The 24,965-nt window shown below is 74.0% G+C and carries 18 protein-coding genes and 1 pseudogene; 9 read left to right on the top strand and 10 right to left on the bottom strand.

All coding sequences use genetic code 11. The features are described 5' to 3' along the window. Positions 1-102: 102 nt before the first annotated feature. Positions 103-399, top strand: a complete 297-nt coding sequence (locus AAH979_RS17275; RefSeq protein WP_101369108.1) for a WhiB family transcriptional regulator — start codon at positions 103-105, stop codon at positions 397-399. Here AAH979_RS17275 and AAH979_RS17270 read toward each other — a convergent pair. The 3 genes from AAH979_RS17270 to AAH979_RS17260 all read right to left on the bottom strand — a co-directional run bounded on the left by AAH979_RS17270 (position 386) and on the right by AAH979_RS17260 (position 4,270). Beyond that, the gene (locus AAH979_RS17270; RefSeq protein ID WP_346259120.1) at positions 386-1,537 is read right to left on the bottom strand and encodes an ArsA-related P-loop ATPase; all 1,152 of its coding nucleotides are present in this window, start codon (positions 1,535-1,537) and stop codon (positions 386-388) included. The two genes, AAH979_RS17275 and AAH979_RS17270, sit on opposite strands and share 14 nt — an antisense overlap. 274 nt (positions 1,538-1,811) lie before the next feature. Further along, positions 1,812-2,801: an ArsA-related P-loop ATPase gene (locus AAH979_RS17265; RefSeq protein WP_346259119.1), complete on the bottom strand. Its 990-nt coding sequence runs from the start codon at positions 2,799-2,801 to the stop codon at positions 1,812-1,814. A gap of 41 nt (positions 2,802-2,842) precedes the next feature. Continuing rightward, positions 2,843-4,270 carry a hypothetical protein gene (locus AAH979_RS17260; RefSeq protein WP_346259118.1) on the bottom strand — a complete coding sequence of 476 codons (1,428 nt, stop codon included), beginning with the start codon at positions 4,268-4,270 and terminating at the stop codon, positions 2,843-2,845. A 266-nt stretch (positions 4,271-4,536) separates the two neighbouring features. On the opposite strand from AAH979_RS17260, the gene AAH979_RS17255 reads away from it, so the two are divergent. From AAH979_RS17255 to AAH979_RS17220, 8 genes and pseudogenes are all read left to right on the top strand, one after another. Further along, entirely contained in the window at positions 4,537-4,692 is a 156-nt protein-coding gene (locus AAH979_RS17255) for a DUF4177 domain-containing protein (RefSeq protein WP_130465462.1), read from the top strand. Next, positions 4,689-5,150, top strand: coding sequence for a RidA family protein (locus tag AAH979_RS17250; RefSeq protein ID WP_346259117.1), 462 nt, complete (start codon positions 4,689-4,691; stop codon positions 5,148-5,150). Before AAH979_RS17255 ends, AAH979_RS17250 begins: the two co-directional genes overlap by 4 nt. Before the next feature lie 224 nt (positions 5,151-5,374). After that, the gene (locus AAH979_RS17245; protein ID WP_346259116.1) at positions 5,375-6,175 is read left to right on the top strand and encodes an MBL fold metallo-hydrolase; all 801 of its coding nucleotides are present in this window, start codon (positions 5,375-5,377) and stop codon (positions 6,173-6,175) included. Then, positions 6,172-9,459 (top strand): annotated as a pseudogene (locus tag AAH979_RS17240) (adenylate/guanylate cyclase domain-containing protein); the annotation flags it as partial. The gene AAH979_RS17245 and the pseudogene AAH979_RS17240, both read left to right, overlap by 4 nt. A 764-nt stretch (positions 9,460-10,223) precedes the next feature. After that, complete coding sequence (locus AAH979_RS17235) at positions 10,224-10,667, top strand: hypothetical protein (protein WP_346259115.1); 444 nt, start codon at positions 10,224-10,226, stop codon at positions 10,665-10,667. Positions 10,668-10,698: 31 nt separating this feature from the next. Further along, positions 10,699-12,468 carry a serine/threonine-protein kinase gene (locus tag AAH979_RS17230; protein ID WP_346259114.1) on the top strand — a complete coding sequence of 590 codons (1,770 nt, stop codon included), beginning with the start codon at positions 10,699-10,701 and terminating at the stop codon, positions 12,466-12,468. 83 nt (positions 12,469-12,551) lie between these two features. Beyond that, entirely contained in the window at positions 12,552-13,493 is a 942-nt protein-coding gene (locus AAH979_RS17225) for a transporter substrate-binding domain-containing protein (RefSeq protein WP_346259113.1), read from the top strand. Next, complete coding sequence (locus AAH979_RS17220) at positions 13,490-14,830, top strand: hypothetical protein (protein ID WP_346259112.1); 1,341 nt, start codon at positions 13,490-13,492, stop codon at positions 14,828-14,830. The genes AAH979_RS17225 and AAH979_RS17220 overlap by 4 nt, the downstream gene beginning before the upstream one ends. Here the strand turns inward: AAH979_RS17220 and AAH979_RS17215 are convergent. From AAH979_RS17215 to AAH979_RS17185, 7 genes are all read right to left on the bottom strand, one after another. Continuing rightward, complete coding sequence (locus tag AAH979_RS17215) at positions 14,824-16,062, bottom strand: acyl-CoA dehydrogenase (RefSeq protein WP_346259111.1); 1,239 nt, start codon at positions 16,060-16,062, stop codon at positions 14,824-14,826. The genes AAH979_RS17220 and AAH979_RS17215 overlap by 7 nt on opposite strands. Positions 16,063-16,105: 43 nt before the next feature. Next, positions 16,106-18,181: a biotin carboxylase N-terminal domain-containing protein gene (locus AAH979_RS17210; protein ID WP_346259110.1), complete on the bottom strand. Its 2,076-nt coding sequence runs from the start codon at positions 18,179-18,181 to the stop codon at positions 16,106-16,108. A 48-nt stretch (positions 18,182-18,229) separates the two neighbouring features. Further along, positions 18,230-19,831 carry a carboxyl transferase domain-containing protein gene (locus AAH979_RS17205; RefSeq protein WP_346259109.1) on the bottom strand — a complete coding sequence of 534 codons (1,602 nt, stop codon included), beginning with the start codon at positions 19,829-19,831 and terminating at the stop codon, positions 18,230-18,232. Between the two features lie 45 nt (positions 19,832-19,876). Further along, the gene (locus tag AAH979_RS17200) at positions 19,877-21,046 is read right to left on the bottom strand and encodes an acyl-CoA dehydrogenase family protein (RefSeq protein ID WP_346259108.1); all 1,170 of its coding nucleotides are present in this window, start codon (positions 21,044-21,046) and stop codon (positions 19,877-19,879) included. Further along, positions 21,043-22,947: an acyclic terpene utilization AtuA family protein gene (locus AAH979_RS17195; protein WP_346259107.1), complete on the bottom strand. Its 1,905-nt coding sequence runs from the start codon at positions 22,945-22,947 to the stop codon at positions 21,043-21,045. Before AAH979_RS17195 ends, AAH979_RS17200 begins: the two co-directional genes overlap by 4 nt. Further along, on the bottom strand, positions 22,944-23,768 hold the full coding sequence (locus AAH979_RS17190) for a TIGR03084 family metal-binding protein (protein WP_346259106.1): 825 nt from the start codon (positions 23,766-23,768) through the stop codon (positions 22,944-22,946). The genes AAH979_RS17195 and AAH979_RS17190 overlap by 4 nt, the downstream gene beginning before the upstream one ends. A gap of 108 nt (positions 23,769-23,876) precedes the next feature. Continuing rightward, positions 23,877-24,491, bottom strand: a complete 615-nt coding sequence (locus tag AAH979_RS17185) for a TetR/AcrR family transcriptional regulator (protein WP_346259105.1) — start codon at positions 24,489-24,491, stop codon at positions 23,877-23,879. Positions 24,492-24,965 lie beyond the last annotated feature (474 nt).

Below are 24,965 nucleotides of genomic sequence, written 5' to 3'. Positions count from 1 at the left end.
GTCGTCCGTGGTGCCCGGGGGAGGGCGGCACGGGTGGCCGGGGGGTATCGCCGGCTGACCGGCTCTGGTCGGTAGCGGGACTGCAAGGGGGGACAGGAACAGATGGGCATGATCACAGATTGGCCCACGTTGGCAGCGTGTCAGAACGGTGATCCTGACGCGCTGTTCGTGCAGGGCGCCGAACAGAACGTGGCGAAGCGGATCTGCCGCAGCTGCCCGGTGCGGTACGAGTGCCTGGCCGACGCGCTCGACAACCGCATCGAGTTCGGCGTGTGGGGCGGCATGACCGAGCGGGAACGCCGGGCTCTGTTGCGTCGTCACCCGCAGGTGGCGAGCTGGCGCAAGATGTTCGAGGCGGCCTTGAAGAACAAGGACAAGGTCCTCGTCAACGCCGGCTGATCGCGGCACCGATCGTGCGCAGCCCGTCGACGTCGTGTACGTCGGCGGGCTGAGCCGTCACCGCAACCGTCGGTACCGCCGGAAAGGCATCGGTGAAGACCCGGGCGACCCGCCGCTCCCGCGCCGCCTGCTGGCTGAGCGCGGCATGTGCCAGCAGGGTTTCCACGGTCGCCTCGTGCCCGCCCACCTCCACCAGCCGTTCGGCCGCGGCCAGGCTCTCGGCGGCGGTCGGCCGCTCCACCGCGGGCCGGTGCACCCGGTTCAGCACCAGACCGGCCAGCGGCATGCGCTCCTGGCTCAGCCGCCCCGCGAAGTACGCCGCCTCCCGGACCGCGTCCGGCTCGGGCACCGCGACCAGCAGGAACGCCGTCTCCCGTGCCTGGAGCACCTGGTACGTCTGCTCGGCGCGCTGCCGGAAACCCCCGAACATCGAGTCGAGCGCCGCCACGAAACCGGACAGGTCAGTGAGCAACTGGGCGCCGAGCACCTTCTGCACCACCCGGGAGAACATCCCGAACGAGGCGGTGACCAGGCTGAACATGCTCCGCCCACCGCTGCGGGCCGGCGCCAGCAGCAACCGCAGCATCCGCCCGTCCAGAAACCGGGAGAGCCGGGCCGGTGCGTCGAGGAAGTCCAGGGCGGACCGGGACGGCGGGGTGTCGACCACGATCAGGTCCCACTCGTCCCGGGCGTGCAACTGGCCCAGCTTCTCCATCGCCATGTATTCCTGGGTGCCGGCGAAGGTCGAACTCATCGCCTGGTAGAACGGGTTGGCGAAGATCTCCGCCGCCTTCGCCGGATCGGTGTGCGCGAGCACCACATCGTCGAAGGTCCGTTTCATGTCCAGCATCATGGCGTGCAGTTCGCCGCCGCTGGTCTCGACGTCGATCCCCTTGACCTGCCGCGGGGTGTTGTCCAGCTCGCTCAACCCGAGCGACTGGGCCAGCCGCCGGGCCGGGTCGATGGTCAGCACCACCGTACGCCGGCCGTGCCGCTCGGCGGCCCGGAGCGCGAGTGCGGCGGCCGTGGTGGTCTTGCCCACCCCGCCCGAGCCGCAGCAGACCACGATCCGGACGCCGGGATCGGCGAGGATCTGGTCGATGTCCAGCTCCGGTGCTGGGTGATCGGGACGCACCAACCGAGCGTATCGGCACAGTGCCGCGCGGACGGCGTGGTGCCACTCAGGTGTGAGTCAATCGGCTGTCCGGGCCCGCGCTCGCCCTCTCGCTCGGCGGCCCGGCCTGCTCGCCGCCTTCCAGGCCCGGCCTGCTCGCCGCCTTCCAGGCCCGGCCGGCGTTGCGGAAGCGGCCGTAGTTGGCGCCGGCGCCCCCGGCTCGGTCCGGGCGAGGTCCGACCGGAGTGCGGCCGGGCCCCCGGCCGGAGTCCGACCAGGGTCCGACCGGAGTCCGGATTCAGTCGGCGGCCAGCAGCGTGTCGGCGATCACGTCCAGACCGGTGCGGTCCACCCCTTCGGCCAACAGCGGCAGCTCCACCAGGGGCAGCCCCAGCTCGACCAGGTCGGCCCGGAGCGACTCCTCCAACTCACGCCGGATGAGCTGGTCGCGGGCCTCGGCGTGCAGGCCGGCGACGGTCGCCCGGTCGGTCGGCAGGCCGGCCGCGGCCAGCCCCCGGCGCAGCTCGGCCTGGGTGACCTTGCCGGCCAGCAACGGCGGGCGGGTCGCGTTCAGGATCAGCCGGCCGACCGGGATCCGCAGGCCGTTCAGGTCGGCGATCGCGTCGATCGTCTCCTGGACCGGCATCTCCTCCAGCAGCGTGACCACGTGTACGGCGGTCATCGGGGAGCGGAGCAGCGCCGCGACCCCCTCGCTCTGGGTCTTGATCGGGCCGACCTTGGCCAGCCGGGCGGTCTCGGCGGTGACGTTCAGGAACCGGCCGATCCGACCGGTCGGCGGGGCGTCCAGCACCACCGCGTCGTACACCCGGCGCTTGTCGGCCGTCCGGGTGGTGGCCTCCTTGACCTTGCCGGTGAGCAGTACGTCCCGCAGCCCCGGTGCGATCGTGGTGGCGAAGTCGATCGCGCCGAGCTTGCGCAGCGCCCGACCGGCCGCCCCGAGCTTGTAGAACATGTCGAGGTACTCGAGGAGCGCCTCCTCGGAGTCGACGGCCAGGGCGCGTACCTCACCGCCGCCGCGTGCGGTGGCGATCGACCGCTCCTCGTACGGCAGCGGGTCGGTGCCGAAGAGCTGGGCGATGCCCTGCCGGCTCTCCACCTCGACCAGCAGCGTACGGCGACCACCGCTCGCCAGTGCCAGCGCCAGGGCGGCGGCGACCGTCGTCTTGCCGGTCCCGCCCTTACCAGTGACCACATGCAGCCGGGCCGGCCACCGGGCACTCGCCCGGAGGGCGCCCGCCCGGTCGCCCGACTCCTCGCCCGCTCGCACCCTCCGAGCCTAACCAGCCCGGAGCCCGACCAGCCGGCCGGTCAGATGACATCGCAGACCCACCACCCGGTCTCCCGTACCACCACGAAGGTCAACTGCTGGTCCACCGACCGCTCGTCGCCGGTGGTCATGGTGAGTCTGGTCGACACCAGGGCCCGTTCCTCGGTCTGCTCGTCGACCTTGGGCGTGGCCCACCGGAACCGCGCGGCGTCGTACCGCCCGGCGAACTCCGCCACCTCCTGGATCTTCGCGGCGATCTCGTCGTCGTCCCGGGCGGCCGAGCAGACCAGGCTGGCCGCCCGGCCGGCGTCCCGCTCGCTGTAGACCGCCGTCAGGAACTCGTCCACGGCGACCACCGGATCCGCGGCCCCCGCGCCCCGCTCCGCGCCGCGGACCAGCAGGAAGGCGGAGACCCCGCCGACCACGCAGAGCAGCAGCGTCACGGCCAGCGCGATCGACGCGATGATGAGACCGCGCCGCTTCCTCGGCGGTGTGGCGGGTCCGGTCGCCGGATGGCCGGGAGGTGCCGGGTGACCGGATACGGCGGGGCCCGGCCCGGGCTGGCCGGGGTGGTATCCGCCCGGACCGGGCTGTCCCGGAATCGGCTGTCCCGGAATCGGCTGTCCCGGTCCCGGCGGACCGTATCCGGGCGGCGCCGACATCGGCGGCCCGGACATCGGCGGCCCGGACATCGGCGGGGCCGAGATCGGCGGGCCGGACATCGGCGGGGCCGAGATCGGCGGGCCGGACATCGGCGGGGCCGAGATCGGCGGCCCGTACGGCATCGGCCCGGCCGGCGTCGGCGGGACAGGCTCGGAAGCCGCCGTGACCGGCGACGCCCACGGCCCGGTCGGGGCCAGCGGAGCTGCCGCTTCGGTCGAGGGGAGCGCGGCCCCCGCTTCGGTGGGGGCCGGCGGGGCGGGCGCTCCGGTCGCGGCGGTGGCGGCCGGCGATGCCGGGACGATCCGCTGGGTCGGTACCTCTGGGGGATCCGGGAGGACCAGGGTCTCCGGGTCGAGCCGTCGGGTGGCCGTCTCCGGGAGGTCCGGGACGGCTGAGGTCTCGGGGGCGAGCCCTCGGGTGGGGGACTCCGGCGTGTCGGGGGCACCGGAATCGGCGGGAGCGGACGGCGGCTCTGCGGTCTCGGCCGGAGAGGTCGGCCCCATCCGCTCGTCGTCGGACGGCGTGTTGGCGGACGCGTCGACCGGCGCGGCGACCTCGGACGAGGGTTCCGCCGGCGCCGGAACCTCGGTCGGGCGTGTCGCTCCGGCCGGCCCGCCGGTCGATCGTTCCGGCACGCCGATCGGTGCCGGTTCGGTCGGTTCGGCCTGCGGTGCCGGTTCGGTCGGTTCGGCCTGCGGTGCCGGTTCGGTCGGCTCGATGTCCGGGACTGGTCCCGTGGGCCCGGAATGCGGCGAGGACTCGGCCGGCGGGCGGGCGGGTTCGTCGCCGTCGGACGGTTGCCTCATGGTCTCCCCAATCCCCGCAGGGCCCCGATGCGGTGGTCAAGGCGCCGGCCGGCGGGTCGGGAGGGCTGGCGTGGTCGGAAGGTACGGCGGCAGAACTGTGGCGACCCGCCCCGGCGAGGGTATATCGCCCCGGCCAACCGGGGCAGCCACGGTCCGGCGCGGGACCGGGACAGCTCCGCCCCACCGATCGGGAGGCGTACGCGTACCTCGGTGGCCGCAGCCCGTAGGCTGTCGCCGACAAGCCCGAGACGAGGAGACCTCTAGCGATGCAGAAGTGGGAGTACGCCACGGTGCCGCTGCTCACGCACGCCACCAAGCAGATTCTCGACAACTGGGGCGAGGACGGTTGGGAGCTGGTGGCGGTGATACCCGGCCCGAACCCGGAGCAGCTCGTCGCGTACCTCAAGCGGGCCAAGTCGTGACGGCTGGACCACACGGCAAGCTCGCCGAGCTGGGCCTCGTACTGCCCGAGGTGGTGCCACCGCTGGCCTCGTACGTACCGGCCGTCCAGTCCGGTCGCCAGGTGTACGTCTCCGGCCAGTTGCCGTTTCGCGACGGCAAGCTCCTCGCCACCGGCAGGGTCGGCGCGGGTGTCTCGGCCGAGCAGGCGAAGGACCTGGCCGCGCAGTGCGCGCTCAACGCGCTGGCCGCGATCGACGCGCTGGTGGGCCTGGAGAGCGTCGTCAAGATCGTCAAGGTGACCGGCTTCGTGGCCTCCGCCGACGGGTTCACCGGGCAGCCTGGCGTGGTCAACGGCGCCTCGGAACTCTTCGGCACCGTCTTCGGCGAGGCGGGCCGGCACGCCCGCAGCGCGGTCGGGGTCGCCGAACTGCCGCTGGGCGCGCCGGTCGAGGTCGAGGTCATCGTCGAGGTGGCCTGAGCCGGGAGCCGGGTGCGGTCCCCGCTCAGCTAGGCGCTGGGGCGGCCCGGCGGATCCCTGCGGCCGCCCGGGAGCGGGCGGGCCGGGTGGTTCGAGCGGTTGCCGGAGCCGGGCCGGCGACACCGGTGCGGCGCTGCGTGCTGCGGTGACGCCGGGGTGGCCTGTCCGACCGGCGACACCGGCAGGTCACGGTGCCCTCGCCTGCGGGTCGTACCATCTCAGCCATGACCGGGCACGTGACCGCGCCGGCGGCGGCGCTGGCCGACCAGCTACCGAGCTGGGCGACGCTGCTCCGTGCCCCCAACCCGGGGCCGATGACCCTGGACGGCACCAATACCTGGGTGCTGGGCGTCCCGGGCACGGGTGAGGTGGTCGTGGTCGATCCGGGCCCGCTCGACGAGGGCCACCTGGCCGCCGTGGCCGCGCACGGGCCGGTCGCCGGGGTGCTGGTCACGCACGGCCACCCCGACCACACCGAGGGGCTGGACCGCTTTCTGGAGCTGACCGGTGCCGAGCCGCTGACCTTCCGCTGCGGGTGGTCGACGATCGAGCTGGCCGGCCTCCGGATCCGGTTGCTGATCACCCCGGGGCACACCGCCGACTCGCTCTGCTTCCTGGTCGAGGGCGGCGACGAGCGGGCCGTCTGCACCGGCGACACCATCCTGGGCCGGGGCACCACGATCGTCGCGCACCCCGACGGCGACCTGGGGAACTATCTCGAGAGCCTGGAGACGCTGACCGAGTTCGCCGGAGTGCCGGCGCTGCCCGGGCACGGCCCGCCGCTGGCCGACTGCGCCGTCGCGGCCCGGTTCTACCTGGCCCACCGGCAGGCCCGGCTCGACCAGGTCCGCACGGCCCGCAGCCAGGGGGCGCGCACCGCCGCCGAGGTGGTGGCGGTGGTCTACGCGGACGTGGACCAGTCGCTCTGGTCGGCGGCCGAATGGTCCGTCCGGGCCCAACTCGCCTATCTCGATCAAGAGAACCGGGAATCCGGCCCGGGGGCCGGTGGGTTGGAAAATCCGTGACCTGCCCGGTGTGTGGAACCGTCGCCGTACCCGGTGCGCGGTTCTGCCACAACTGCGGAGTCGCGCTGCCAGCCGCCGCGACCCTGCCGGAGGCGGAGCGCCGGGTGGTAACGGTGCTCTTTGGCGATTTGTCCGATTTTACCTCCTGGTCCGAGGATCTTGACCCGGAGCGGGTCAGTACGGTCACCGACCGGGTCCTCGCCGCGCTCGCCGGTGCGGTCAAGACCTTCGGCGGGCACGTCGACAAGCTGACCGGCGACGGGATCATGGCCGTCTTCGGCGCACCCGTCGCGCACGAGGACGACGCCGAGCGGGCGGTCCGGGCGGCGCTCTCCATGCAGCGCGCCGTACGCCGGGTGCTCGACGACGAGCAGGGCGGCGGAGCCCCACTCGGGCTGCGGGTCGGGCTCAACACCGGTGACGTGGTCGCCGGCATCCAGGCGTCGATCGAATACACCGTCATCGGCGACACCGTGAACACCGCCGCCCGGCTGGCCGACGCCGCCGCGATCGGCGCCGTCTACGCCGGTGCCCGGACGGCAGCGGCCACCCGGCGGGTCGCCTCCTGGCGGCAGCTCCGGCCGCTGCGGCTGAAGGGCAAGCGGGAGCCGGTCGAGGCGTACGAGCTGCTGGGCCTGCTGGACGCGCCCGGCACCCGGTCCGGGCTCGGTGACGAGGCGCCCTTCGTCGGTCGGGAGACCGAGATCGGCCGGGTCGCCGGTCGACTCGCCGAGGTGATCGACCAGGGGCAGCCCCGGGTGCTGCTGATGACCGCCGAGGCGGGGATCGGCAAGTCCCGGTTCGCCGCCGAGGTGGAACGGCTGGCCGCCGGTTACGACGTCGGCGCCGGCCGGTACGCGACGCACACCGGCGCCCGGGTGCTCTCGGTGAAGTGTGCGGCGTTCGGGGAGCGCCGCCGGCTCGCCCCGCTCGCCGACCTCGTCCGGTCGGCGGTCGGCCTGCCGGACGGCCCGGCCACCGCCGTAACCCGGCCGGTGGTCGAGGAGCGGCTGCGCCGGCTCGGCCAGCGGCTCTCCCGCTACCGACCCGACCCGCCACCGGTCGCCGTCGACCTCCTGCTCGCCCTGCTGGGCTACGCCGAGCTGCCTCCGGCGCACGGCACCGTGCCGGCGGGCCCCGCTGAGTGGTCAGCCGGCGAACCCGGCCCGGACGCCGACGCGATTCCGGCCGCCGTCGCCGAACTGCTCAGCGCGCTCGCCGCCGAGACCCCGCTCGCGGTCATCGTCGACGACCTGCACGACGCCACCCCGGAGACCACCGACGCGCTCGGCGTGACGCTGTCCCGGCTGACCGGGCCGGTACTGGTGCTGCTGCTCGGCCGCCCCGAGCTGGTCCGCACCGCCGGTGCGCTGACCCGGGTGGCCGACGCCGAGGTGCACGCCCTGCCGCCGCTGCGCGGTGCGGACGCCGCCCGGCTGCTGACCGCCTACCTCGGCGGGGGGCGGCTGCCCCAGGCCGACGTGGACCGGCTGCTCGCCACTGCCCAGGGCAACCCGTTCTATCTGGCCGAGCTGGTCACGCTGCTGATGGAGCGGGGCGCGCTGACCACCGTGCGGGGCCGGGCTCCGGCCAGGCCCTCCCTCGCCGGCCAGGCCGTCGCCCCGGGTACCGGTGTCGCCGGCTCCGCCGTACTGACCGACGCGGCCGGGACCGCCGCCCCGGCCGAGCGGACCGGCGGAACGGTCGGCGGACGGACCGGCGGAACGGTCGGACGGAGCAGCGGAACCGTCGGCGCGGACGAGGCGCGGGGAGCGGGGCACGGAGGCGGCTCGACACCCGTCCCGGTCGGCGTGGGGGGTCCGGTCGGCGGCACCGGCGTGGGAGCCGCCGGCATCTGGCGGCTGGCGCCCGGTTCGCTGGGCAGCCGGCTGCTCTCCCGGGACCTCGCCGCCGTGCTGGCGGCCCGGATCGACGCGTTGCCGCCTGACGCCCGCGCGGCGCTGCGGGATGCCGCGGTGGTCGGCGACACGGTGCCGGCCGGTGCGCTGGAGGCGCTGCGCGAGCGGCGGGCCGGGCGCGAGGGGCGGCCGACCGCGGTCGTCGCGGTCGAGCTGGAGCGGGCCGTCGAGGAGCTGCTCCAGCGCCGGATGCTGCACCGCAACCGGGACGGTTACATCTTCGCCACCCCGCTGATGCGGGAGGCCGTCTACGCCGGCATCGGCAAGGCCGATCTCGCCGACCGGCACGCCGCGCTCGCCGAGTGGGCCGCGCCGCCGGACCCGGTAACCGGTCCGGGCGAGGCGGTCCGGGCCGGTGCCGGGGCGAGCGGGCTGCCGGCCGCCGAGCGCGACGCCTTCATCGCCGAGCATGCCGAGCGGGCCAGCGCGCTCGCCGACGTGGTCAGCCTGCGCTCCGACGCGACCGCCCGGAACGTGGCGCCGCTCGGCATGGCGGCGCTGGGCCGCTCCGCCCGGCGGGCACTCGCCGCCGGAGAGCCGGCACAGGCCGTCGAGTACGCCGAGCGGGCCGCCCGGCTCGCCGGTGAGTCGGTGCCCGGTGGCGACCGGCTGGTGCACGCCCGCGCACTGCTCCAGGTGGGGCGGATCGCCGAGGCGCTCGCCTTCGCCGAGAAGATCGGGGCGAACGCCGGGGACGACGTCGCCGTACGGGCCGGGGCACTGCTCGTGGTCGGTCAGGCGCACCTGGCCCAGGGGGACCAGGCGCGGGCGGTGAGCTCCTGGCAGGAGGCGTTGCAGGTGGCCACCCGGCACAACCTGCCGGGGCCCCGGGCGTCGGCGATGCGGCGGCTCGGGATGGCCGACTTCGTCAGCGGCCGGCTGAGCCAGGCCAGCAGCCGGTTCGCCGGGGCGTACCAGGTCAATCTGGATGCCGACGATCCCCGGGGGCAGGCCTGGTCACTCCAGAACCTGGCCTGGGTCACCACTACCCGGGGCGACTTCGCCGGCACCGACGCGGTACTCGGCCGGGCGGCCCGGCTCTTCGCCGAGATCGACGATCCGGTGGGGCGGGCCTGGCTGCGCGGTACCACCGCGTTTGCCCGGCTGCTCGCCGGCCGGCTCGGCGAGGCGCGCCGGCTGGCCCAGGTCTTCCTCCCGTTCGGCGAGCGGGTCAGCGAGGCGTGGGCGGTGGGTACGCTGCGCGCCGTGGAGGCGTTCGCCGCCGCTGAACTGGGCGAACTCGCCGAGGCCGACCGCGAGGCGCGGCGAGCGTACCGGGACTTCGCCGCCGCAGCCGACGACTGGGGCCGGGGCTTCGCCCTGGTCGTACGCGGCGCGGTGGCGCGCGGCGTCGGCGAGCCGGAGCACGCCACCGACCTGCTCACCGACGCGCTCGGGTACGGCCGGCGCACCTCGCACCCGCTGCTTACCGGGCTCGCCGGCACCCTGCGCGGGTTCGTGGCGCTCGACCGGGGAGATGTCGCGGCGGCGGAACGGGACGCCGAGGCGGTGCTGGCGGCGGTGGAGCCGCACAACCCGTTGGCGCCGACCCAGCTCGGTCCCCGGATGCTGCTCGCCGCGAGCCGGCTGGCCGACGGCGACGCGGCGACCGCGGTGAAGCTGCTCGAACCGATCGCGACGGCCGGCGCGGTGCCGTCGGTGTTGTTCAGCCGCCGCCAGGCCCTGGCCCGGTACGCGTCCGCGCTGCTCGCCGACGGGCGGCCGGCGGTCGCGCTGGATTGGGCCCGGCAGGCGGTGGAGGCTCCGGGCGAGGACATCCGCAGTCGGGTGATCGCCGTTCGGATACTCGCCGAGGCACTGGCCGGGGCGGGCCAGCCGGCGGAGGCGGCCGAGGCGGCCGAGGAGGCGGTCCGGTTGGCGTACTCGACGCAGCAGACCAGTGAGCGGGCCGCGGCGGAGGAGTTGCGGGCCCGGCTGGCCCGGCCGTCGACGGGTACCGCCGCCCGGGAGGGGCTGGCGGTGGTCCGGCAGCGGCTCGCTGAGGAGATCACGGCGCCGGCCGCCGGGTTCGATTCCATCGATCTTCGGGATACCGCCCAGCCCGGGCAGCCGTTAGCCTAGATCCACTGCCGTCCACAGCGGACTGGCGCCGGCACGGAGGAACGCAGGTGAGGCTGCCCCGCTCGGCCGCAGGCTGGACCATCGCCGTCTTCGGAGGGCTCGCTCTGCTGCTCGGCGCCGTCGGCCTGGTCCGGCCGGAATGGCTGCTCGCCATGCTCGGCTTCGAGGTGCTCGAACCGGCCGACCGGGTCGCCGGCGACTACACCCGGACCTTCGTCGCGGCCTCGTCGATGGCTTCGTTCAACATGGGCGTCTACTACCTGCTGGCCGCGTGGACCCAATGGCGGTCGTTCTTCCGGTTCACCGTGCTGTTCCGGCTGCTGACCTTCACCGTCTTCACCATCCTGGTGCTGACCGAGGTGGCGCCGGGACGGTTCTTCGGAGTGGCCCTCTGGGAGGGCCTCGGTGCGGTTGCCACCGCCGCCGGTCTCTGGTACGACCGGCGCCGGAATGGCAACCAGCCGGTAACAGCCACGGGTGCGGGGGGCTGAACCCGCTCATGTTCCCGGTATTTTCAAGTCTGTGACCGACACCCCGCCAGGCGCGCTGCCGCTGCCCGTCGTGCCCGGCCTGACGGATTTGCAGGTATTTGCCCGGGGTGGTTATGCCACCGTGTACCGGGCGACCCAGCAGTCCGTGGGGCGCGAGGTCGCGGTGAAGGTCGAGAACCGGACCCTGGACAGCGAGCGGGACCAGCGCCGATTCCTCCGCGAGGCGCGGGCGGCCGGCCGGATGTCGTCCCATCCGCACGTGGTCGATCTCTTCGATGCCGGGGTCACCGAGGACCAGCACCCATATCTGATCATGGAACTCTGCGACGGGTCGTACGCCGAGCGGATGCGTACCTCGCCGCTGAGCCCGGTCGAGGCGCGCGACGTCGGCGTGAAGATCGCCGACGCGCTCGCCGACGCCCACCAGCTCGGGGTGCTGCACCGGGACGTCAAGCCGGCCAACATCCTCTACTCCCGGTTCAACGAGCCGGCACTGGCCGACTTCGGGCTGGCCGTACTCGCCGAGGCCCGGGACTCGGCGATCACCCTTGAGGTGCTGACCCCGGCGTACGCGCCACCGGAGATGTTCCGGCACAGCCCACCGTCACCGGCCGTGGATGTGTACGCGCTCTGCGCCACCCTCTACGCGGTGATGCACGGCAAGCCGCCGCGCTGGCAGGCCGACCGCAACCCCGGACTGCTCACCCTGCTGGAGCTCTTCGCCGAGCCGATCCCGGAGCTGCCGGGCGTACCGGCCCCACTGCTCGACCTGCTCCGCTACGGGATGGCGAACGACCCCGCCGACCGACCCACCGCCGAGCAGTTGCGGGACCTGCTTGCCGCCGTACCGTTGGATCCGCCGGCCGTGCCGAAAACGCCGAACCGGAACGTGGTCGCCGCCGTGCCGGTGTCGGGGATTCCGGTCTCCGGGATTCCGGTCTCCGGCGGGTCCTGGCCACCCGGTGCCACCGGCGCGCCGGCCGGCGGCGCCGCCGGCTCCGGGAGCGGCGGCCCGGCGGGCTCCGCGATGACCTCGGCCCCCGCCGGTACGCCCTCGCCCCGCACACCCACCTCCGGCGCGCCCGTCTCCGGCGTGCCGGTCTCGGGCGTCCCCGTCTCCGGGGCGCCGACCTCGGGTGGTGCCCCGCCCAGCGTCTACCTCTCGAAGTCCTACACGCCGCCGCCACCCCGGCCCGGTTCCGGCCCGCCGGAGATGGATGCGGAGTCCACCATCTCCCGGCCCCGCCGCAAGCGGCGATACTGGATCTTCGGCGGCCTGGGCGTGCTGGCCCTGCTGGCCACCATCGGCAGCGGTTCCTGGTTCCTCGCCACCCGGGGGCTGCCGGGGCCGTCGCCGAGCGGGCGGGCGGTGGCGACGACGGCCGGTCCGACCGCCAGCCGACCGCCGGTCGGGACCGGCGCGCTGCCGGGCTGCCAGTTGCCGCTGCCCGAGGCCGCCCGCTGCCCGGCCGAGCTGGAGTGTTTCGGGCCGGTCCGGCTCCGGGGCACGACGGCGGAGGCCAGCGAGATTTCCTGCGCGGGCCGGCACACCTGGGAGTCCTATGCCGAGGGTGACCTGCCACCCGGGCTGGACCCGGCCGACCATGCGGCGGTGAAGAACGACACCACCGTCCGCCAGGTCTGCAACGCGACCGTCTTCCGGCACACCACCACCCTGATCGACGTCGCCCCGTGGCGTTTCGAGGTGTTGCCGCCGCCCGGCGGGACCGGGCGGACCTTCCGCTGCCTGGCGGGCAAGGGCGTCGACCGGCTCACCGGGCCCGCCCTGTCGGCGAGCTGACCTCCGCGTGGTGCTGACTACCGAAGTGGACGTTGCCGGCTACGCTCGGCGCTTAGCATCCCCTTCCAGACCGGGGTCCGCCCATGACCGAGACATCGCCCAGAGGCCGGCTACGGCTGCTCGGCACGACCATGGCGGTCGTGCTCACCCTGCTGCTCGCCGCCGGAGCGGGCTGCGACAGCCAGCGCGGTCCCGAACCCCCCTCGGTGCAGGAGAAGCTCAAGCAGTCGCACATCTACGGCCAGAGCAAGCTGCGGATCGGGGTCGCCACCCTGGAGCCGCTGATGGGCATACTCGACGACAACGGCAAGTACGTCGGGTTCGACATTGACATCGCCCGGTACGTCGCGGCGTCGCTCGGCTACGCCGGGGACCAGCGGATCGAGTTCGTGCAGCTCGCCACCGAGGACCGGATTCCCGCGCTGCAGAGCGGGCAGGTCGACATGGTGGTCTCCAGCTTCTCCATCACCGAGGAGCGGCAGAAGCTGGTGAGCTTTGCCGGACCGTACTTCATCACCACGCAGGAGGTGATGATCCCGGTCGCGCTGAAGAACCGGATCCGCACCATCGAGGACCTGCGCGACTCCAGCTTGCGGATCTGCGTCGGGGGCGGGTCGACCACCGAGGCCGAACTCGAGAAACACGACATCAAGACGCTGGTGGTCAAGAACGTCCGGGACTGCGTGCAGGGGATCATCGACGGCAGGTACGACGCGGTGAGTTCCGACGAGACGATCCTCGCCGGGTTCCGCTCCCGCTATCCGGCGAGGTTCGAGATCGTCGACATGCCGTTCGGCACCAGCGAGCAACTCGGCATCGGGGTGCCGATCAGCGATCCGGCGCTGCGTGACCTGGTCGCCTTCTTCCTGCACAAGAGCTACCAGGAGGGGCGCGCCGGCCGGACGAGTCCGTGGCTCAGCGCGTACCACCGGAACCTGGGGCCCTGGCTCGGTCCGGATCGTCAGCAGCCGCCGCCGCTGAACGTCCCGGATCTGGTGGACTTCGACGAGAAGGCGCCGGTGTGACCCTCTCCGGGCGGAAGTCGACGGCACCCCGGTCCGCCGCCCCGACCGGCCGGGGTGGCGTCGAGAGTGGCCGGTCGGCGGCCGGTGACGTCCCGGCAACCGATGCCCTGTCAACCGATCTGCCGACGGACGACCTGCCGGCGACCGACTTACCGGCGACCGACCTGCCGACGTCCGATGATCCGAAATCCGACGTTCCGGTGGTCGGTGCCTCCAGCGGCGGCGGTGACCGGGGTGGACGGTCGGAGGTCGGGTGGCCGTCCGCGGCCGACGACGCCGCGGAGCGGAGATCCCGGGCCAGCCAGTCCTTCTGGACGCTGGTCGTCGGGGTGCCGGCGATCTTCTCGGTACTCCGGCTGGGCGTGGAGGCCGGCGGCGAGTTGCAGACCACCCTGCTGCTGGTCGCCAACGTGAATCCGGTGAATCTGGCCGCCGCGCTGGTCACCACCGCCGCCCGGCTGGTCTCGGCCGGGCTGGTCGCGGTCTTCGCGATCGGCGCCGTGCTGCTGGCCAGTGCCCAGCGCAACCCGTCGCACCGGATCGGCCGGCATCCGCCGATCTTCGCCCGATGGCGGGCGATCACCCCGCCGTGGGTGGTGATCGCCAGCTTCGCCGTCGCGCTCGCCACCTGGCCGATCCTCTACCTGCCACTGCTGCTGCCGGCGTTCGCGGCCGCGTTCCAGCTCAGCCCGGCCCGGCTCGACGAGCGCCGGATCCCCCGGCTACTGCTCCTCGGCGCACTGCTGGCCGGGTACGCCGTGCTGATGCTGCCGACCCTGGCTGACGCGTGGAAGCAGCGGGAGGCGTTCGCGGTACTCGTGATCGCGGCCCCGCCGCTGCTGGCAATGCTCGTCACCGGGCCCGTACCGGTGGTGGTGGCCCGGCCGCTCGCCATGACGGCCCAGTTGGCGGTACTGGCGATGCTCTGCTGGGCGGCGCTGCCGGTGATCACCACTCCGGTGCTGCCGCTGACCGTCACCACGATCCGGGCCGCCGACGACGACACCACCCCGCCGGCCTCGGGCGGCGGGCCGATCGCGCCCGGTGCGGAGGCCGGTGGCGTCGAGCGGATCCGGGGGCACGTGATCACGGTGGACGACGTCAGCATGGTGATCCTCCAGGAGCGCGGCGGCGTCCGGTACGTGCCGACCGGCCGGGTCGAGGCGCAGGTGCTCTGCCCGACCGAGGAGGAACTACCCCGCTACCGGCTGCGGATCCGCGGCTTCCACGTCGAGGACTCGCTGCTGGAGGGGATGGGCCGGCGGGTACGCCCGGTGAACCGGATCGACGCGGAGTGCCGGACTGCCATCAGCATGGGCTCTCCGGGTGATCAGTAGCTCCTCGGCTGTCCGAGGACGCGCTGGGCGACGAAGTTGAGGATCATCTCGCGGCTGACCGGGGCGATCCGGCCGGCCCGTACCGCGCCGAGCAGGGTGGCCACCCCGTAGTCGGTGGTCATCCCGTTGCCGCCGTGCACCTGGATCGCGGTGTCCACGGCCAGCGCCGCCGCCTCCGCCGAGGCGTACTTGGCGAGGTTCGCGGCGACGCCGGCCTCGACGTCCCGCCCGGCGTCGTACAGGGTGGCGGCCTTGGCGATCATCAGTCGGGCCAGTTCCACCTGGGCGGCGGCGTGTGCGAGCGGATGCGAGACTCCCTGGTGGGCGCCGATCGGCCGACCCCAGACCCGCCGGGTGGCGGTGTAGGTGGAGGCGCGTTCGATCGCGTACCGGCCGGTGCCGGCGCTCATCGCGGCGACCGTGATCCGCTCCGGGTTGAGCCCGGCGAAGAGCGCCGGCAGTCCGGCGTCCAGCCCGCCCCGGTCGCCCGGCTCGGCCTCCCCGCCGATCAGGGCGTCACCGGGCAGCCGTACGTCGTCGAAGTAGAGCAGCCACTGGTTCTCCGGGGAGACGATCTCCATCTCCAGCTTCGACATGGTCAGCCCGGGGGCGTCCGTCGGGACGACGAAGAGCGCGGGGCGGAGCCGCTCGTCGGCCGTCGGGCGACCACCGCCGCCCCGGTCGGTCGCGCCGTCGCCCTCCGCCGGCCCGTCGTCGGGTACCCGGGCGACGACCAGGACGTACGGCGCCTCGTCCACCCCGGAGATGAAGCACTTCCGGCCGGAGAGCACCCAGTCCGCGCCGTCCCGGCGGGCGACCGTGCCGAGCCGGTGGAAGTTCGAGCCCGCCTCCGGTTCGGTGATCGCGAAGGCGATCTTCAGCGACCCGTCGGCGAGCCCGGGCAGGAAGGTCCGGCGCTGCGCCTCGGTACCGTGCCGACCGATCACCGTACCCGCGATGGCCGGCGAGACCACCAGGAGCAGCAGCGGGCAGCCGGTCGCCGCCAGCTCCTCGCAGACGATGGCCAGCTCGGTGATACCGCCGCCACCGCCGCCGTACTCGGCGGGGATGTTGACCCCGAGGTAGCCCAGCCGGCCGGCCTCGTCCCACAGTTCGGTGGTGTGCTGGCCGGCCTTCGCCTTGGTGACGAAGTAGTCGTGGCCGTAGCGCTGGCCGAGGGCCCGGACGGCCTCGCGGAGCTGCCGCTGCTCGGGAGTGGGGTCGAAGTCCATGCGGGATGCCTTCCGACGAGGGGAGCTGGGGATGGGCGCCGGACTACTCCGGGCCCGGCACGCCGGTCCGCTCCGGGCCCGGTGTCGTGGGCCGTTCCGGGTCTGGTGTCGTGGGCTGCTCCGGGGTGACGACGGCGAGCACCGCACCGGTCTCCACCTGGGAGCCGGCGGCGACCGGCAGCTCGGTCACCACCCCGGCGGTCGGGGCGGCGACCAGGTGTTCGAGCTTCATCGCCTCCAGCACGAGCAGCGGCTCACCGGCGGCGACCCGCTGCCCGGCTGCCACCAGGGTCCGGCTGACCGTGCCGGGCATCGGTGCCAGCAGCGAGCCCTCGGCCAGCGCCGGTGCCGGCTCGGCGTACCGGGGCAGCTCGGTCAGCGCGACCGAACCGTCCGGACCGTCCACGAAGGAGACTTCCCCGACCCGGTGTACGGCGAACGCGTGCCGGACGCCGTCGACCGCCAGCACGGTGCGGGACGGTTCGGCGGCGAGCAGCACCACGTCGGGTTGCCCGCTCGGCTCGGGTTGCCCGCTCGGCTTGGCGCCGATGGGCCGGGCCGCCCAGGTGACCAGGGTGCCGGAGCGGTCCAGCCGGTAGTCGACCTCGATCGGGCCGGTCGGGCCGGCGTACCCGATGGTCTGTGGTGTGCTGGGGACGTTGCGCCAGCCGGACGGCAGCGTGCCGAGCACCGGGGCCGCGGCCCGGCGTTCGGCGGCCCCGGCCAGCGCGGCGGCCAGCCCGGCCAGCCCGACCCGGTCCGGCGGGAGCAGCGGGGCGAAGACCTCCGGATGCCGGTCGAGGAAACCGGTGTCGATCTCGCCGGCCCGGAACTCCGCCGAGCGCAGCACCCGGACCAGCAGGTCCCGGTTGGTCGTCACGCCGTGCAGCTCCGCCCGACGCAGCGCGCCGGCCAGCGCCCGGGCCGCCTCGTCCCGGGTCGGTGCCCAGGCGATCAGCTTGGCGACCATCGAGTCGTAGTGCACCCCGACCACCGAGCCGTCCCGTACCCCCGAGTCGAGCCGCAGCCCGGAGTCGTGCCGGGGATCGGTGCCGAACTCGGCGGTGACCCCCGGCACGGCGAACCGGTGCAGCGTGCCGGTGGCCGGCAACCAGTCGGCGGCCGGGTCCTCGGCGCAGAGGCGTACCTCGATCGCGTGTGCGGTGACCGGCGGGGCGGTGGTCGGCAGCGCCCCGCCCTCGGCGACCAGCAGTTGCAGCCGGACCAGGTCGGTACCGGTGACGCACTCGGTCACCGCGTGCTCGACCTGGAGCCGGGTGTTCATCTCCAGGAAGTGGAAGTCGCCGGCCGGGGTGAGCAGGAACTCGACGGTACCCACCCCGAGATAGCCGACGGCGCGGGCGGCGGCCACCGCCGCGCTCTCCAGCTCGGCCCGCAGTTCCGGGCCGACCGCGACCGAGGGCGCCTCCTCGACGATCTTCTGGTGCCGCCGCTGGATGGAGCACTCGCGCTCGCCGAGCGAGTGCACGGTGCCGTGCGCGTCAGCGACGACCTGCACCTCGACGTGCCGGGCCCGCTCGACGTACGGCTCGACGAAGACCGTGTCGTCGCCGAACGCGGCGGCCGCCTCCCGGCGGGCCGACTCGATCGCCCGGGCGAGGTCGGCCGGGTCGCGGACGATCCGCATCCCGCGCCCGCCGCCGCCGGCCGCCGCCTTGACCAGTACCGGAAACGCCTCGACCTGAGCGGCGACGGTGTACGTCGGCAGCATCGGCACGCGTGCGTCGGCGAGCAGCGCCTTCGCCTCGGTCTTGTCACCCATCGCCGCGATCGCCTTGGCGGGCGGGCCGACCCAGGTCAGCCCGGCGTCCCCGACCGCGCTGGCGAAACCGGCGTGCTCGGCGAGGAAGCCGTAGCCGGGATGCACCGCGTCGGCCCCGGTCCGGCGGGCCGCCTCGACCAGCAGGTCGACCCGGAGGTACGTCTCGACCGGCGCGGCGCCCGGCAACCTGACCGCGACGTCGGCCTCGGCGACGTACGGCGCGTCGGCGTCCGGGTCGGAGTACACGGCGACCGTCTCGATGCCGAGGGACCGGCAGGTGGCGAAGATCCGTCGGGCGATCTCGCCCCGGTTGGCCACCAGCAGTCTGCGGATCATCCGCCGCTCCTCCTCGCAGGGTTGGGTGCACCAGAGGTGGTCATTGGCTCAGAACCGGAAGACGCCGTAGGTGTCCGCGCCCCGGACCGGTCCGTTGTGGACCGCCGAGAGGCAGAGCCCGAGCACCGTACGGGTGTCCCGGGGGTCGATGACGCCGTCGTCGTAGAGCCGGCCGGAGAGGTGCAGCGCGGCCGACTCCGCCTCGATCTGCCGCTCCACCATGGCCCGCATGGCGGCGTCGGAGTCCTCGTCGTAGGGCCGGCCCCTGGCCTGGGCCGCCTGCCGGGCCACGATCGAGAGCACTCCGGCGAGCTGGGTCGGGCCCATCACCGCCGACTTGGCGTTCGGCCAGGTGAAGAGGAAACGCGGCTCGTACGCCCGCCCGCACATGCCGTAGTTTCCCGCCCCGTACGAGGCGCCGAGGTTGACCGTCAGGTGCGGCACGGTCGAGTTCGACACCGCGTTGATCATGAGCGCGCCGTGCTTGATGATGCCGCGCTGCTCGTACTCGGTGCCGACCATGTAGCCGGTGGTGTTCTGCAGGAACAGCAGCGGGGTGTTGGCGGCGTTGGCGAGCTGGATGAACTGGGCCGCCTTCTGCGCCTCCTCGGAGAAGAGCACGCCCTGGACGTTGGCCAGGACGCCGACCGGATAGCCGTGCAGGCTGCCCCACCCGGTGGCCAGGGCGCGCCCGTAGGCCGGCTTGAACTCGTCGAACTCGGAGCCGTCCAGGATCCGGGCCAGCACCTCGCGCGGGTCGAACGGCACCCGCAGGTCGCCGCTGGGGATGCCGAGCAGCTCCTCGGGGTCGTACTTCGGCGGCTCGGGCAGGGCGGTCCGGGGTGCCGGACCCTGCTTGCGCCAGGCCAGCCGGCGTACGCACTGCCGGGCCAGTCGCAGCCCGTCCGGCTCGTCGGCGGCGACGAAATCGGCGAGTCCGGAGGTGCTGGCGTGCATGGCGGCGCCGCCCAGCGACTCGTCGTCGGCGTCCTCCCCGGTGGCCATCTTGACCAGCGGCGGACCGGCCAGGAAGACCTTCGCCCGGCCGCGCACCATGATGGTGTGGTCGGACATCCCCGGCACGTACGCCCCGCCGGCCGTCGCGGTGCCGAACACCACCGAGACGGTCGGGATCCGGGCCGCCGAGAGCCGGGTCAGGTCCCGGAAGACCCGCCCACCGGGGATGAAGATCTCCGCCTGGCTGGGCAGGTCGGCCCCGCCGGACTCGACCAGGTTGATCATCGGCAGCCGGTTCGCCAGGGCGATCTCGCCGGCCCGCTGGGTCTTGCGCAGCGTGTACGGGTTGACCGCGCCGCCGCGTACCGTCGGGTCGTTGGCGACGACCACGCACTCGACCCCCTCGACCACCCCGATCCCGGTGACCACGCCGGCACCGGTCGGGAAGTCGGTACCCCAGGCGGCGACCGGGGAGAGTTCCAGGAACGGGGCGTCCCGGTCGAGCAGCAGCTCGATCCGTTCCCGGGCCAGGAGTTTGCCCCGGTCGTGGTGCCGGGCCACGTACTTCTCGCCGCCGCCGGCCCGGGCGGCGTCCAGCGCGCTCTCCAGCTCCGCCAGCCGGTCCAGCATCGCCGCCCGGTTCTCCCGGTACGCCGGAGCCGCCGGATCGACGGCCGTCCGCAACACGCTCACCCTCGGCTCCTCACGCCCACGGTCCTGGCTCCCGATGTGCCACGGTCAGATCCCCAGGCCCTTGGCGATGATCTCGTTCATGATCTCCGTGGTACCGCCGCCGATGCCCAGGATCCGTGCGTCCCGGTAGTGCCGTTCCACCTCGGCGTCGCGCAGGTAGCCGTGGCCGCCGTGCAGTTGGACGGCCTGGTCGACCACCCAGTCGCAGGCCGCCACGGCGGCGTTCTTGGCCATCGCCACCTCGTCCGGCACCGGCTCGCCGGCCGCCACCCGGTCGGCGACCTGCCGGACGTACCCGCGGGCCGCCGCCGTCCGGGTGGCCATCTCGGCGAGCCGGTGCCGGACGACCTGCCGTCCGGTGAGCGGAGCGCCGAAGGTGTGCCGGTCCCGGCACCAGGCCAGGGTCAGGTCGAGGCAGCGCTGCGCGGTGGCGTACGCCTGGGTGGCCAGGGAGAGCCGCTCGGTGCCGAACTCCCGCATGATGGCGGCGAAGCCGGCGTTCTCGGCGCCGACCAGGTTCCGCGCCGGGACCCGAACGTCGGTGAAGGAGAGTGCGGCGGTGTCGGAGCAGCGCCAGCCGAGCTTGTCCAGCCGGCGGTCGACGGTGCAGCCCGGTGCGTCCTTGTCGATCACCAGCAGCGAGATGCCGGCCGCACCCGGTGGACCGGTCCGGACGGCGGTGGTGACGAAGTCGGCCCGTACCCCGCTGGTGACGAAGATCTTCGTGCCGTTGACCAGGTAGTCGTCACCGTCCCGCCGGGCGGTCGTACGCAGCGCCGCCACGTCCGAGCCGCCGTCCGGCTCGGTGACGGCGAGTGCCCCGATCCGGGCCCCGGCGAGGGTCGGCCGGACGTACCGGTCGATCAGCTCGGCGGCACCGCCCGACTCCGGCCGACCGTCCCGCTGCCAGGCGGCGACGATGTGCGGCAGCGCGATGCCGTGCGTGAAGAGCGCGGCGACCAGCCCGGACGAGCCGCCGGCCCGGATCAGTTCCTCGGTGACCAGCAGGCTGTCCCGCAGGTCGCCGCCGCTGCCGCCGACCTCCTCCGGAAAGCCGACCCCGAGCAGTCCCAGTTCGGCGGCGACGCCGTGCAGTGCCCGGGGCACCTCGCCGGCCCGTTCCCAGCCGTCCAGTTGGGACAGTACGTCGCGCGCGACGAACCGCCGGGTCAGCTCCCGGAGCTGCCGCCGTTCCAGGCTCTCCGGCTCGCTCATCCCGACCCCGCTGCGGCCGGTCGTACCGCCGCCTCCCCGGCCTGGACCGCCTCAGCGGCGTGCAGGGGCGCCGCACCGGTCCCCGCCGCCTCACCGGCCCGCAGGGGCGCCTTGCCGGTCCCCGCCGCCTGCGTCGGTGGCCCGGGGAGCAGTTCGGCCGGCAGGTCGACGACGCGGGCGCGCAGCAGTTCGCCGAGCGCCTTGGCCTGCGGGTCGAACCGGGTGGAGCCGGCCGCGCCCGCCCCCAGCAGGCCGGTGAGCACGAAGTTCACCGCCCGCAGGTGGGGCAGGTCGTACCGCCGCACCGGCAGTGTGGCGGTCTCCGGCAGCAGCGTGCGCAGCCGTTCGACGGTCAGCCAGCCGCGCAGCCAGTGGTGTCCGGCGTCCGACCGGGCCCACACCCCGAGGTTGGCGTCGCCGCCCTTGTCACCCGAGCGGGCGCCGACCACCGTCCCGAGCGGTGCCCGCCGGGTCGGGCCGGTCTCGGCCGGTGGCTCGTCCGGGCCGGCGAGCGGCTCCGCGTCCGGGCCGGTGAGCGGCTCCCCGTCCGGGCCGGCGAGCGGCACCGCGTCCGGGCCGGCGAGCGGCTCCGCGTGCTGCGGCGCGGTGACCGGCGGAGGTGCGATGTCGACCCGCTCGCCGGAGGGGAGCACGGCGACCTGCCGTACCCGCTCCTGGGCCACCTGCTCGGCGGCGAAGACCCCGTACGGGCTGGCGTCGCCGGGCGGGGTGGTCAGGGTGCAGCCGGGGTAGGAGGCCAGGGCCAGTTCGACGGCGGCGGCCGAGAAGGCCCGCCCGGCCCGCTTGGGGTCCCTGTCGTTCAGGTGTACGTGCAGCAGCGCGCTCGCCGTCTCGGTGTCGACCGCGTCCGCATGGTCGGTACGGGCGAGCGTGAACTCCAGCCCGTCGGCGCCGACCGCCTCGGTGAGCTGCTCCCGGACCAGTGCCACCTTCGCCTCGATGTCCAGTCCACAGAGGACGAACGTCATCGAGTTGCGGAAGCCGCCCAGCCGGGTGACTCCGACCTTCAGGGTTGGCGGCGGGGGAGTGCCCCGGGCCCCGCTGACGCGCACCCGGTCCGGGCCGGCGTCGGTCAGGGTGACCGTGTCGAGCCGGGTCACCACGTCCGGGCCGAGATAGTCGGGGCCGGCGATCTCGTACAACAGTTGTGCGGTGACGGTCTCCCGGGTGACCGCCCCGCCGGTGCCCGGATGCTTGGTGAGCACCGCCGAGCCGTCCGGGTGCAGCTCGGCGATCGGGAAGCCGGGACGGCGCCCGCCGTCCGGCAGCTCGGTGAAGAAGCTGAAGTTGCCGCCGCTGACCTGGGTGCCGCACTCCAGCAGGTGGCCGGCGACGGTCGCCCCGGCCAGCGGGTCGAGATCGGCCCGGGTCCAGCCGAAGTGCGCGATCCCCGGGCCGACCGCCAGCGAGGCGTCGGTGACCCGCCCGGTGACCACCACGTCCGCTCCGGCGCTCAGACAGGCGGCGATGCCGAACGCCCCCAGGTACGCGTTCGCGGTCAGCGTGCCCGGCCGGTCCAGCGCGTCGCCCTCGACGTACCCGATCCGGGCCGGCAGCCCGAGCCGGTCGGCGAGGGTACGCAGCGCGGCGGCCAGCCCGGCCGGGTGGAGCCCGCCCGCGTTCGTCACGATCCGCACGCCCCGGTCCAGCGCGGTGCCGAGGCAGGGTTCGAGCTGCCGGAGGAAGGTGCGGGCGTAGCCGAGTTCCGGGTCGCGGTGCCGGTCCCGGCCGAGGATCAGCATGGTCAGCTCGGCCAGGTAGTCGCCGGTCAGCACGTCGAGGTCGCCGCCGTCGAGCATCTCCCGCCAGGCGCTGGACCGGTCGCCGTAGAACCCGGAGGCGTTGCCGATCCGCAGCACGTCCGGGCTGGCGCCGATCACGACACCCCGCCCGGCCGGCGGTGTTCAGCTAGATCGGGGTGTCCGCCCGGCTCGCGGCCGGGGCCGGGTGGGCCGGCGAAGACCTGGGCGATGCCGAGCCACTCGGTGGCGACCGGCCCGACCGCGACCAGGGCCAGGTCGGCGTGGTGCCGCCGCCGGGTGACCAGCAGGCAGAAGTCCAGCGCCGGCCCGGAGACCCGGTCCACCGCGTCGGCCGGCCCGAACCGCCAGGACTCACCGTCGGGCCCGGTCAGCTCGACCCGTACGGGTGCGTCGGGGATCGGGCGGCCGTGCGTGGCGAAGGCGTGCCCGACGGTACGGGCACCGAGGTAGGCGACGTGCCGGAGCCGGGCGGTCGGCGTACGGGTGACGCCGAGCGTGTCGGCGACGTCCTCGCCGTGCGCCCAGGTCTCCATGATCCGGGCGGTGGCCATCGAGGTGGCCGACATCCTGGTGCCGTACCAGGGCATCTTCACCCCGGCCGGCACGCCGCGCAGCGCCCGGTCCAGGGCCGACCGGCTGGCTCGCCACCGGTCCAGCAGTTCGGGTACGGGTGCCAGGAACTCCGACGCGCCCCGGTCGATGAAGCCGTGCGGGTCGTTGGCCGCGTGCCGGATCGACTCGGCGAACGCGTCGATGTCGGTGGCGGCCAGCGTGGCGACGTGGTCGGTCCAGGCGAGGTGGGCGATCTGGTGGGCGACGGTCCAGCCCGGCGCGGGGGTGGGACGGGCCCAGTCCGCCTCGGGCAGCTCCACGACCAGCGCCTCCAGCGCCGCCGACTCGGCGGCCAGGTCCGTCAGCAAACTGTCCAGGTCGACCATGCGCGGCCTCCTTGCCGGTCACGGATCGTGTGCGTTCGGTGCGGGTCGGTGGTGCGGCGGTGCGGGTGGGTGGCGTAGTGGTGCGGGTGGGTGGCGTAGCGGTGCGGGTCAGGGGTGTGCGGTGGCGACGATCGAGGCGAGTTGGTGTTTCCAGATGCCGAGCAGGGCGCCGCGCCGCGCCGAGTCGTCGGAGAGCAGGTTGGCCACCCCGAGCCCTCGGAGCAGGTCGAGGGTCGCCTGGATCGCCTCGCGTACCCCCGGTTGCCGTTCGTCGGCGCCGAGCAGGTCGACGGTGAGCCGGTGCATCTCGCGGCCGACCCGGGCCTCCAGCGGGACCAGCGCGTCCCGCAGCTCCGGATCGGTCCGCCCGGCCACCCACAGCTCCAGGGCGGCGACGAAGAGCGGGCCGGTGAACGCACTGGCCAGCATGTCGATGACCCGGTCGAGCCGCTCGGGTCCGGCCGGCAGGCCGGCCGCCTCGGCCCGGATCTCCGCTGCCCGGCGCTCGGCCAGGTGCTCGACGGCGGCCATCACCAGGGTGCTCTTGGTGGGGTAGTGGTGCAGTTGGGCGCCCCGGGAGACGCCGGCCCGGGCCGCCACCACCGTGGTGGTGGTGCCGGACCAACCCCGCTCGACCAGGCACTCCACAGTGGCCTCCAGCACCCGGGCCTGGGTGGCCCGGCTGCGTTCCCGCTGGGGGGTACGGGTCGGTGTGCTGGACACGGGGACAGCCTGCCGGGTGAGAAACAAACAGTCAAGACTGCTTGTTTCTCGTCGCTGGTCTGTCGATTCCACTTTGTACACTCGGCGTACCACCCAACCGAGGCGTCGTGGTAACCCGGAGTTGGTTGACGGCGTTTTGTGCGAAAAGTACGGTATCTCTGCTTCGCGGTTCGCGAGGCGTTCTCGCGCGTGGCGGAAGGTGGGTCAGCAGGATGTTCGACGACCTCGTAGAGGAGATCCAGGAAGATCTCGACGAGCTTGAGGACGCGTTGGAGGACGTCGGCCTCGACGTCGAGATCGACGGGGAGTAACCGTCCGGGGTGGTCGACCCGGGTCGGCTACCCCAGGCGCCGTACCGGCGCGTCATCGGTGCGGCGTTCGCGTCCCGGCTCGGTGACCCTGTCGTTCCGCCAAGTACGGCAACCGCGTGTACCGTCCGAGATGGTGGCCGCCTGGCGTCGGCGGTGAGCCTCG

The organism is Plantactinospora sp. ZYX-F-223 (genome assembly GCF_039649625.1).
Classification (GTDB): domain Bacteria; phylum Actinomycetota; class Actinomycetes; order Mycobacteriales; family Micromonosporaceae; genus Plantactinospora.
This window is presented reverse-complemented; position numbering and strand designations above follow the sequence as displayed.